Origin of the sequence: Morganella sp. EGD-HP17, from assembly GCF_000512315.2 — a bacterium.
GTDB lineage: Bacteria > Pseudomonadota > Gammaproteobacteria > Enterobacterales > Enterobacteriaceae > Morganella > Morganella morganii.
Window position 1 is genome coordinate 1 of the sequence record NZ_AZRH01000027.1, and the last position, 11,160, is coordinate 11,160.

Here is an 11,160-nt window from a genome sequence, read left to right on the forward strand (position 1 = left end):
ACGGGTTTGCGGGTGATTCCTTATTCAAATAAAGCATACCGGGCAGCTTTGAAACGTTCTATCTTTTCGTGGTATTTATCGCGTTCTGATTCAGCCTTGTACAATGCCGCTTTCAGCCGGGCGATTTCGTCACAATGGGACTGATAAACCATCAGTGATTTAAGAAGCGTCTGTGACGCGCGTTTTTCGCTGAGTAAGCCGCCTGCATTCTCCAGCGCTTCCTCATGCTGCGGCTGAAGCCTGATCGTCAATGTTCTCATCATATCCTCCGGGTGTTGATGTCTGTTTTACTGCCGCCTCAGAATGCTATCATTTTTAATGCAGCCGGCGCGCCGGCTAACCTGAAAATGATATCAAAAATGACTCACCGGCGCCGCTGCAGCGCAGAAAAATGATAGCATTTTGCACTGCGAACGATGAGCGATCAGCCTATTAGATAAGACGCACACCAAAAAGCCCCATGAGGTCAATTATACTCAGTATGATTTCATCAAAGATGGGCTTTTTATAAATGCACAAATAAACCGGAAAAAAGACCCCGAGCAAAAAACCCGCCCCAAAATAACCCGGCAGCAAAAATCGTGCGGCTTTCTTTAACATGCATCATCTCTCTGAATATTTATACCATCATTGCAGACAGATTCTTTCGTCTGCGACCATTGCGCAATTTTACCGCTGAACGTCCGTAAAAAACAAAACCCGCTTATCAGGGGGCTGGCGCGGGTTCCTGCTGCTCTGACAGTCCCCCTGTTTTAACGGCGGTCTGACTGACGGTTATCCCTGATACGGCTGCGTGCCGCCTCACATGCCTGTCGGCATAAAACATGCCCCGCGAAATCCCGCTGCCGCCCTGATATTTTCATCAACCTGCGACTGTAACCCGTCCGTGCGTCCTCGCTGCGCTGCGGGCGGCGCGGACGGCTCACCGCCGCCGGTTACTTCAGTAACCGGGGTGTCAGTGGTTTTTCACTGTCCACGTCAAGCTGGAGAAAAATCAGAATATCGGACTTCGATTTCTCCTCACTGGAGGATGTCCACGACTTCGGCAAAAACGTAAAGCCGGTTTCCGCCTCACTGTTTTTCGTTTCCGCAAGTCCCCCCAGTACGATGATATCCCCGGAACGGACACCAACCGATGTCGATACCTCACGTTTTAACAGCGTAGGCGAATCATTCACACCGGTATCGGTTTTCACAAACGTGCTCAGTTGCTGGCTCACCACCAGATTGGTGATATCCCCGCGCACGTCCGGCTGTATCTCAAAAATCACCCCGGAGTTTTTATAACTGACCGACTGATACCGGCCGCCGTTACTGTCGGTCTGAATGCCACCGAGTACCGGCACTTCCGAGCCGACAGAAAACTGCGCCTTGTTGCCGGACTGCACACGCAGGCGCGGCGAACTCACCACATGAAAACGGCTGTCCTGCCGGAAAAGCTCATACAGCGCATCAATGCGTGACCCTGTCACCCGGATATAATTATCAAACGACCCCGTGAGTGAACCTGTCGCCACCTGAACTTTCCCGTTCAGGAGCTGCGCCGCCAGTGCCAGTCCTGACCCGTTATGTTCGGATGTCTGCACCTCAAACACATACGCCGCAACAAATACCTCGTTTGTCCGGGTATCAAGCTGCGGCAGTACCTGCTGTATTCTGGCGATATTCTCCCGCGTACCGTAAAAGACCAGCAAATCCCCCGAACGGTTAAACGCATCCGAGGCGGTGCTCGGTTTTATCTGCTCCGGGCTGAATCCTGTTCCCAGACCGCCGCCGGCTGAAAATGAACCCTCCACAAAGGTACGCAGGACATCCGTCAGATATTCCACCGAACGGTAACGCGGTGAATACGTGAAAACCTCCTGCTTCGGTGCCACCGTCACCGGCTTCACTGTGCCGATGTAATCCACGCCGTCACGGGTCGAAATGCGGATATTCATGTTCTCAAAGTACCGTTTTATAAATGCCCGTTCATCAATATCGGCCGTGATTTTAAAGCTCACGATCCGCTTGTCGTCCGCCAGTTCCGGCGACAGCATATACGGCTGTGTGAACATGTGGTTGTAAATCAGGTTAATCGCCTCCGGCAGTTCAACCCGGTTCAGCTCAAACTCAACCCCTTTTGCCCAGACGCCCCGGGCAAACAGGCATACCGCCAGTATTATGATGATTCTTTTCATTATCTGCGTCCTGTGAATAACGTGACGGCCTGACCGTCAATGTGTCCCGACAAAAAGCCGTCTTCCTCCGAAAACAGGGTCGCCGCCTCAAAGCGCAGCCGCCCGTCCGGTGCCTGTAAAATCACGTAATCCCGGCCTCTGCGGGATAACCGCCCCGCTATCCGGTAATCCGAGGTGCCGGACACCCTTTTGTAATCCGCCTGTCCCCCGGCCTGTGTCAGACGCTGATACGCCGCATCCGCCGGGTCTGAGGCCGTCTGCACCACTGTGCTCTGCGCCGGAGGTGGTTCCGTTTTCTGCCCCGGGCCGCGAAAGTAACTCACCAGATACACCATGCCGCATACAAACAGCACCAGAGGAATGACCACCCGGATAATCAGAAATTTACGGGTCAGCAGTGACTGGCGTTTATCAACCACCAGTTCTGTCCCGTTCCCGCCGTCATGGGATTTATACAGCGGAAACACTTTGCTTTTATACCGGTTGTGATACGACGAAATCAGCGCGGCCTTCACCAGCTTGTGCCCGTCATACACATCAATCCGGTAATTTTTGTTCATACCGACCGCATTCAGTTTCTTCATACGGAAGGTTTTATCGGTGCGGTCACGGATAAACCGGCTGATACCGGACAACTCCTGAGACATAAAGGCAAAGTCACAGGAAACGCCGGTCTCCGGATGGGTAAAATGACGGTGTTCCGCAAAAAAGGACTGCTGCTGCTCAGTCATTTTGTGACCGGAGCCGAACAGCCGCCAGAGTTCATCCAGCACAATCAGATCACCTGCCTGACACAGTGTATGGGTGGTGCATTTACCGTCCTTTCCCTTGAACGGCAAAAAATCCGCCTGTGTGCACTGCTCATCCGTTACCGCAATCACTGTCCCCAGCCGTTCCTCATCGGCTTTGTGTTCCGTTATGCAGTATTCCCGTATCAGTTCCGGCTGAATACCGACGATGTTGGTCACAACACGCCGTCCGGCCAGCACACCGTTAACAATCACATTAGAGACACATTCATAGCTCTTGCCGGAGCCGTTGATACCGATATACGCGGTGATTGCCATATCAGTGACCCACAACCGGTATCATGCCGAACACAAACCGGGTGGCCACCGCCGTAAACACCACCTGAATGCCGAACGGCAGTTCAGCCAGGTTGATAAAATACCAGGCGGAATCCGGCAGCAGTTCAAACAGGTCTGTCAGGTTGGTTTCTGACGGCATAAACTCGACAACCACCGCCATAATCGCGGCAATCAGCAGTGTCACCGCCGTGAACACCAGAAACTTCACCGTGATTTCTTTCAGTAAAACACTGAATGCACCGTTAAAGGCACTGGTCAGTAATCCCCACATAATCAGTTACTCCTGAAGGTAATAATCAGTCCGGCCAGCGTCCAGCCGAGAATAAAAAACAGCCGGATATACGGTTTCTGCTCTTCAATCACCGAACAGTACGTATCATCCGACACGGTTTCCCCGAGAAACGGCACGGAAATCGCCGGGCATTGCTGCGAATGGGTTTTCAGTTCAATCTGACGCAGGAAAAAGAACGAATTGAGCACCGGCAGAAGGGATTGCGTCATTTCCGGCGGGTTTAATTCATCACGGGAAAGCGTCGGGTAATTGCCGATATCCAGCGGGATTTTTTCCCCTTCCTCAAACTGCGCATCAGAGACATAACCGTTAAATTTATCTGACCAACGGTATAACCGGATGCGTCCGCCGTTTATCACATCGTGGAGATGCAGCTGCGTGAACGGCTTACCCTGTGTCTCCAGATACGTGGTGAGCATGTCAGGGGTCACGGCATAATCACCGCGGTACGGAATACCGGCGTAACCGGTGCGGGAGGACACCGAACGCCAGGCGGAATTGAGAAAATCCGCCAGACGGTCAGCCGGGTATTCATTGCGGGCAAGCCCGGTCAGAAAACGCCCGCGAACCGGCATATCCGTAAACGGATTAACGGTTTTCTGATACTGTCCGCCGGAATCAGGCGGAACGTAGCGCGGCAGACGGTTAACCACCTTTCCCGAACCGGCTGTGGCGGACACCGTAATTTCTTCTTTCGTCCCGTCCGGATGGTCAACCTGATACGTCATCACCATTGAGTTGTTGAAGTAATAAGAAGACAGCATCAGTGCTTTTTTCCCGCGAAATAAAAAATCCCCTGATACCTCATCCCAGTAGTGCGTTTTATAGCGTACCTCCAAAATCGTGAACGGTTCACCGAACGAATAGAAATACGCATCCTGCAATAATGCGTTATACGCCTCAACCTCCAGTACCGCGCGGACAAAATCCGGAATGCCGGTTTTGGTGTCAGAGGTGTAATATTCCTTTGTCTGACTGTTCTCATAAATATAAATACTGTCCTGCCCTATACCGGTGCGCAAAATCACGTCGTCTTTTTTTGCTTTCCGGTCACACTGCCCGGTTAATATGCCGTCCGGGTTATCCGGAACCGTATTATTCCAGCCGAACGTAAAAAGGCAGATAATATCATCCTCCCCGTCTTCCGCGTCCGGCTCATCCGTAAATGAATGCTCAAACTCAAGTTCTGATGTGCTGATTAACCGCCGGTTCAGAAACAGATTAAAATACGTCAGATTATTTTCCCGCATAAATACTTTGTATTTTGTTCTGTCCAGATACGTGTTTAATTCAAGGGTCAGTAATTCCAGCGTTTTAATCAGCATGTCATGGTCATATCTCATGTTGTTTTTTTCATAATATATTTTTGCCTCATCCAGTGCTTTGTTATAACCCACAGTCATTAATTCCGAGGTCAGACTGTCCGCATTAATCACATCATCCGCCAGTGCCGGGAGCGACAGCAATAAACACCCGGTCAGCCAGTGTTTTAATTTCATGTTATTTCCGCCTGAATGTTATCAGCAGGCCAATCATGACCCATACAATGACCGCAAAGGTGCGGAATATATTTTCATTGTCGTTTAATACCTCACAATGCGATGAATACGCATCATGAAAATCAAGGTATTCAATGTCGACATTAAATACCGGACAGTCCGCTTTGCGGGTTTTAACGTTAATGGCAAACAGCCAGCCGAAGGAATTTAATATCGGTGACAAATCCAGTTCCGCATCCAGTACCGGGCGCGGAATGACCGGGTAATCACCGATGTCGAGTTCCGCACTCTTCTGAATGGTCAGCATGGACACATACGTATTGGTAAACACGCTGTACACCGGAATATCCCACTTCGCCGTGCCGTCAATACTGACCGGTGTCACCAGCGCACCGGCAATGGTCAGGTCAAGATTGCGGACATCCCGGATATCCCGCACCATCTGAGCGGTCGCTGCCCGGGATGCGGTGTACGGAACGCCTTTGTAATCCGCCCGTGACGATGCCCGCTGCCATGCGCGGTTGTACAGGTCGGCCAGTGCCTCCGGTGACAGTGCGCGGCCGCCGTAAATGTCCATCAGTTCCGGCACCTGATACACCGGCGGTAACAGGCCGAATGTCCGCTGACGGCTGTCAGGCTGTGCCATCACCGAGTTGTAATCGATAAATGCCGCCTGTGGTGCCACATCAACACGGACAGTCTGCGCCGACACAGACGGGCTGTATGTACGGATTTCAGAGGTCAGCAACTCCCCCTTAAAATTGTATTCCTCATCCAGATACATGCAGTTGTATTTCACCGGGGGGATAACATACAGCGCGGACGAATACGCCGGAACCTGAATCACCTTGTTACCGGTCATCACCGGTATCACTGATGATGAGCGTGATATTGTCATTGTCGCCGCCGGTGCGGTCGGCGGGTCAAGGGATACCGGCGTGAAATTATGCACGCTGTTATAACCGGACTCACTGCGGGCTTCAACGCAGTGACGCGCCCCGAACGACCCGACAGAAAAAAACAGGTCGTTGTAAATCTCCAGGTGCTTTTTATACTTATTTTCCAGAAATGACGGGTATGACAGCAGATGCTGAAACAAGGCCGTGTCAGTGCCGCCGTAGATGTAAGCATGGTAGTCCGGATTGTCGGTATAGTTTATGTAACCGGCTGAAATCTGATACGGTGCGATAACCGCACTGGTTAACCCGGTGCCCGTGACAGACGCCTGCGGTTCCGGATATACATGACTGTTTGCGGATTCCATATACTCATAAACCGGCACCGGATTATAACGGGAAGGCACACCGTACCGCGCCACCGCTGACGAAACAATCTGACTGCTCATCATGTCCGCCGTCATTTTCATCTGTCCTTTGCGGAATTTTTCCACCTCCAAATCCGCGAGGGTAATGACGGATTCCGCCAGTAACAGCCCGACCGCCGCTTCTTTTTCACCGGAGCGGATAGCTTCCCCCGTCACGGGAGAGCTGCGGCTGAGTTCGACCGCGATGCCGACCGTGGTGGCTGTCACAACGGTGGTCGCTGCCCCGACAAAAAGATAGCTGCCGATAACACCGAATAATTCCGCAACAGCAGGAACTTCAAATGCCACAAGGGCTAACAGCGCGGGATTGGCAGAGGCAACACGGGGAAAGGAGAGGAAGCAGAGATTAAAACACAGAAAATAAGCAATCAGTCCCTTAGTCCGGTGATAACAACATATGCGCATACTATCCCCAACAAAAAATAAGAAAGATTCCAGAGTTCACTCACGTGATAAATTCCTGATTCAGATCGAAAAAAGGGGATTAAATCCCCTTTTCTCTTTGTTAAAACGCGGATTACGCAGAGCGTAAAAAGCCCGTCAGTTTCTTCACACCGTTAATGCAGACATATAACCCGGCAATTGCGACCGCTATGGCCATAATACCGACCATCACCTCAGCGAAATCAACGGAGCTGGTAACCTGCGAATAATCCGGGCCTTTTGCATCCGCCGCCATTACGGGCGAAGAAACCACCGTAAGAGCCGCAGCACCCGCCACACATACCGCCAGAAATTTACTTTTAATACGGTTAAACATATAACTCCTTATTATGAACGTTTAATTAAATTTAACATCTGCCCCAAACCCAGACTGAATAACCAGCATGACATCACGGCTATAAAGCTGTACCCGAAATACATTGCACCCTCAAAGGGCTGTGACGATGCAATTTCAAATGGCAGTGAATCTATATTAAATGTGACTGACTGACATGTATTTAATGTGATATCGCAAATCTCACCGGATAACACTGCCATAATGAATCCTTATTTTTTATCGGCGGAAATTAATTTCACACGGGACGCGAATTTCAGCGCGCCGAAATCACCCACGTCAATTGATTCAGGTGCAATGGTATAAATCCCTGCCGGGTATTCCGCCTGATTATCATCCAGTGAAATAATAAACTGCTTAGGATAAATCCCGCCGTTATAAACATATCCCTTTTGTTCGCGAAAATGTAAAACCTCTCCGGTTTTTTTAGATGTAACCTCTTTTACGGTAGCGGCGCAATCCGACGGATTAAGTTCAATTTTAATAAATGACATTGTTTTTCCTTTTCAGTTAAAACGGTGTTATTCCCGTTTGTAATTTTTGACGAATTAAATTCTGATACAGCGGTGCTATATCAAACTTAATATTTAAATCCTGAATATGTTTTTCCTGTATAACCAGTTCAATCAGTTTTACCGGATCACCTTCGACAAGATGAAAGATCTTTGCCAGTGTCGAAGACCCCTGTTTTCTTATCCAGCGAAGCATCCCCTCAACGGAATCAATTGCTCTGCGCCCTGCTCCGCGGGTGATTTTCTGCGGAGGCGCGGTATTAATCTGCGCCGAATACGCACAGATACCGGTGTATGTTGCAGCGATCTCCGTCAGAACATCCAGCGGAACGTCTTTTAATTCCGCCTCAGAACGAAACCAGACACCGGTAACTTTCTGCTCAGCCGCTTTATTGTAAATGCGCCAGTAAACACGGGATTTACGGGAGCCGACGGTCAGCATTTCTTTGGTGATTTCCCCGTCAGCACTGACCCCCTGAGAATACTCAAAACACGGACGCGGCCCCATACCACCGTAAAAAGCATCATCTTTGTAAGCCAGAACAGCCGCCTGACAGGTATAAATGCCGTGATAATCGTCCGTTGCCAAATCCAGCCGTTTCAGGGTGGTAATACCCAAATGCTCCAGTATGTTATGGACTGATTCTGGTGTTGTATAACTGAACACATGAGCACAGCCTTTCCCCGAGATCTGAATATAAACGGTGTCGCAGTTACCACCGAAATAGACAGTACCCAGCAGTTCATAGCCGCCGTCAACGCTGAATAACGGTGCTGAATCCTGATAAAAATGACCGCCCCGCCCCCGGGACGGCCCGACTGCCAGACCGAAAAACTCAGACATGAATATTTTCATGCGCTCAAAGTAACAATTGTAAGTCGCTGAAATATAGGCTGTCGTTTCTTCCGGCGTGAGATCGGTTGTTTCGCTGCTGAAATACGCGGATTTAAAGTTACGAATATCCGGCAACGGCGGGTATTTACGCCATTCAAAGCCCCGTTTGCTGTACGTATGCATTTCCCTGAAAGCTGAAACGGGCGTGCTGAATGACAAATGGTCAATAAAAACAGCATGTTCCGGTAAAGGCATTTTCACAGGAGATGGATTAGTCATTGCTGATACTCTCCTGATATCCGACGAACGGAAAAGATCCCGCTGTAACAGATGCCAGAACAAAATTATCCGAATGCACGCGGATACACTCTCTGAACAGTTCATCAAATGAACCATAGAAATCCCAATCGGCACCAACATTGGCGTTGATACCGTAGTTTTCTATGTAATCGAAGTAGATTATGTTCATGATTCAAAGAGCCTCAAACTGTTAAAACCGTAAATAAAAACCAAGTGAACAAATGAACTCATTAACTAATAACTATGAAACATACACCACGGAGCTAGTGTGTTCAATAGTTTTTGAGTTTATGAGTGAATAGTGCGATAAACTTCTAAGTTAGTAAGAAAGGCTCACAAGCATAGTGAGGGAAAAATGACCAAAAAACGAAAAACATACAACATCACAGAAGATCGACAGATCAAGCTGGAAAGGTTGGCAATAAACTTAAGCCAAAAAATAGAAAAACAGGTGAGGTGGTCGGAATTACTCACGTATATAATTGATAAATATAGCAAAATTGCAACTGAAGATTTAATCTATGAATATGAAGAAAAGCAAAAAAAATAAACTTATTACTGCATATATCCTTTACATATAGTTATGAAAAGTTTCAATTTGTACTATTGGCGACTAAGTCGCCTTTTTCATGCCCATAGAAAGTGGTCAAAAAATATCATCCAATAACCCTATAGGAAACATAACATGTTCTATATCTTAGGTTTTGTTATCGTGTGTATTCTGGTTTGCTTATACATCGTTAAGATGAAAAGCGTAATAAAAGAACCGAATAAAAATGAAAATGGAGATAAATCAAAAAAGAATTATTCATTACAATTGATGGAGAAACACAATGACTGCTACGTCGAAAAACGTTTCATGACAAGAAGCGAACGAGATTTCTTCTATGCGCTAAACAAGCAAATAGGAGATAAAAACTATATTTTTCCGCAAGTTAGGGTTGCCGACATACTAAATCCAAACAAAAAATATCATCCGCGAAGTAAAGAATACAATTCGTTATTCAAGCAAATATCTCAGTGGCACTGTGATTATCTCGTTGTCAAAAAAGAAAATTTCACTATAGAGCACGCAATTGAGTTAGATGACCATACTCACACAAAAGAAAACAGAATCAATAGAGATATCATTTTTAACTTAGCAATGAAGCAAGCAGGAATCTCTTTATTAAGAGTCCACGATATAAGTGATTACAATAAAAAAATACAAGAACAAAAGAAAGAAGAAATACTAGTCAAATCGCCGGAAAGCGCGGAGTTACCCTGAGACTACCCCCGTAGTACATGACGGGGGTTTTCGTGATTGAATGGAACGTCTGAGTTTTCAAATCACCTGAAATTAAACAAAAGTTAAACTAATCGTAAAAATAAGGAGTGTTATGCTGGAGAAATACAGATCTATCGTATGTTGGGCAAATCTGTGGCTATCTATGTTTCTGATAGGGTCTGCGCGGGTTTACAGCTTTATACATGAAGTGACTTTTATCGAAATTTCAGGAGGCGCAATCAAAATAATAACGTGCCCGGATCCAACGGTGGCTGTCATGGTCGCAATGGGTGTGGTGTTATTTTTGATGAGTAATTTTTACTTGCTTTTCCACTACATACACGTTTTTTTGATTATTATGACAAGGAAAGCAATCCGTATTTAAAAAAAATGGGCGCATCTCCTGACGCACCCTAATAATAGAAGCAAGGTATCACTAACACGAATTTGTACTCAGCATATAAAAAAATAAAATCAGTAAGCTGCGGAAAAAACATAAAAAAAAGAGGGCGCAGCGACGAGGCCCTCAAAAAATCCACGATATAAAATAGTACGCATAGAACAAACAAAATTTAACTATATGAACACGGTATGATCAACCTAAAATCCACCGGATTCCCGTCCTTGTTGCATAATCGTTATGTTAATTTCGGTTATGTGACGAATATCTACTTTGCGCCCTGTATATAAGACGTCAGCGGCAGAAAAATCCCATAAAAAAAGGGGCCGGTGATGCGGCCCCTAAAAATCACACAGCATAATCACTAATGAAATCGTTCCTACAAGAGAATCTTCAGCAAGTGAAATTTAACTATATGAACACGGCATGATCAACCCAAAATCCGCCGGATTCTCATGCTTGTTGCATAATCGTTATATTAATTGCGGTTATGTGACGCAGGTCTGTTTTATGCCCTTACGTAAAAATAATCACGTAACCCGGCGGTATTACGTGAAAAATAACGTTATGGCTCGCATAATGCGCGCTATGTTAAAGACGAACCGCCCCGGCACCGGCGGCAAACAGTCTGCCGGTGCCGGAACGAACCCACTTGCAACATAACGTCATATACGTTATGCGAACC

At 47.4% G+C, this 11,160-nt stretch carries 12 protein-coding genes; 2 read left to right on the forward strand and 10 right to left on the reverse strand.

The features are described from left to right. Positions 1 to 20 precede the first annotated feature (20 nt). From X965_RS17960 to X965_RS18010, 10 genes are all read right to left on the reverse strand, one after another. Positions 21 to 260, reverse strand: a complete 240-nt coding sequence (locus X965_RS17960; RefSeq protein WP_036419542.1) for a hypothetical protein — start codon at positions 258 to 260, stop codon at positions 21 to 23. A gap of 675 nt (positions 261 to 935) precedes the next feature. After that, entirely contained in the window at positions 936 to 2,180 is a 1,245-nt protein-coding gene (locus X965_RS17965) for a type II secretion system protein GspD (protein ID WP_051997395.1), read from the reverse strand. Further along, the gene (locus X965_RS17970) at positions 2,180 to 3,247 is read right to left on the reverse strand and encodes a zonular occludens toxin domain-containing protein (protein ID WP_036419543.1); all 1,068 of its coding nucleotides are present in this window, start codon (positions 3,245 to 3,247) and stop codon (positions 2,180 to 2,182) included. The genes X965_RS17965 and X965_RS17970 overlap by 1 nt, the downstream gene beginning before the upstream one ends. A gap of 1 nt (position 3,248) precedes the next feature. Continuing rightward, positions 3,249 to 3,539 carry a DUF2523 family protein gene (locus tag X965_RS17975; protein WP_036419544.1) on the reverse strand — a complete coding sequence of 97 codons (291 nt, stop codon included), beginning with the start codon at positions 3,537 to 3,539 and terminating at the stop codon, positions 3,249 to 3,251. A 2-nt stretch (positions 3,540 to 3,541) separates the two neighbouring features. Further along, positions 3,542 to 5,059 carry a hypothetical protein gene (locus tag X965_RS17980; protein ID WP_036419546.1) on the reverse strand — a complete coding sequence of 506 codons (1,518 nt, stop codon included), beginning with the start codon at positions 5,057 to 5,059 and terminating at the stop codon, positions 3,542 to 3,544. 1 nt (position 5,060) lies between these two features. Next, complete coding sequence (locus tag X965_RS17985) at positions 5,061 to 6,788, reverse strand: hypothetical protein (protein ID WP_156341086.1); 1,728 nt, start codon at positions 6,786 to 6,788, stop codon at positions 5,061 to 5,063. Positions 6,789 to 6,900: 112 nt separating this feature from the next. After that, the gene (locus tag X965_RS17990; protein ID WP_051997397.1) at positions 6,901 to 7,143 is read right to left on the reverse strand and encodes a hypothetical protein; all 243 of its coding nucleotides are present in this window, start codon (positions 7,141 to 7,143) and stop codon (positions 6,901 to 6,903) included. 230 nt (positions 7,144 to 7,373) lie between these two features. Continuing rightward, positions 7,374 to 7,655: a single-stranded DNA-binding protein gene (locus X965_RS18000; protein ID WP_036419551.1), complete on the reverse strand. Its 282-nt coding sequence runs from the start codon at positions 7,653 to 7,655 to the stop codon at positions 7,374 to 7,376. 16 nt (positions 7,656 to 7,671) lie between these two features. Next, entirely contained in the window at positions 7,672 to 8,691 is a 1,020-nt protein-coding gene (locus X965_RS18005; RefSeq protein ID WP_253280788.1) for a replication initiation factor domain-containing protein, read from the reverse strand. A gap of 88 nt (positions 8,692 to 8,779) precedes the next feature. Further along, a complete protein-coding gene (locus X965_RS18010; protein ID WP_036419554.1) occupies positions 8,780 to 8,977 on the reverse strand; it encodes a hypothetical protein in 198 nt (65 codons plus the stop codon). 186 nt (positions 8,978 to 9,163) lie between these two features. Between X965_RS18010 and X965_RS18015 the strand changes: the two genes are divergently transcribed. Then, entirely contained in the window at positions 9,164 to 9,358 is a 195-nt protein-coding gene (locus tag X965_RS18015; protein WP_036419555.1) for a hypothetical protein, read from the forward strand. A 135-nt stretch (positions 9,359 to 9,493) separates the two neighbouring features. Next, positions 9,494 to 10,075: a DUF2726 domain-containing protein gene (locus X965_RS18020; RefSeq protein WP_051997399.1), complete on the forward strand. Its 582-nt coding sequence runs from the start codon at positions 9,494 to 9,496 to the stop codon at positions 10,073 to 10,075. The last annotated feature ends 1,085 nt before the right edge of the window (positions 10,076 to 11,160 follow it).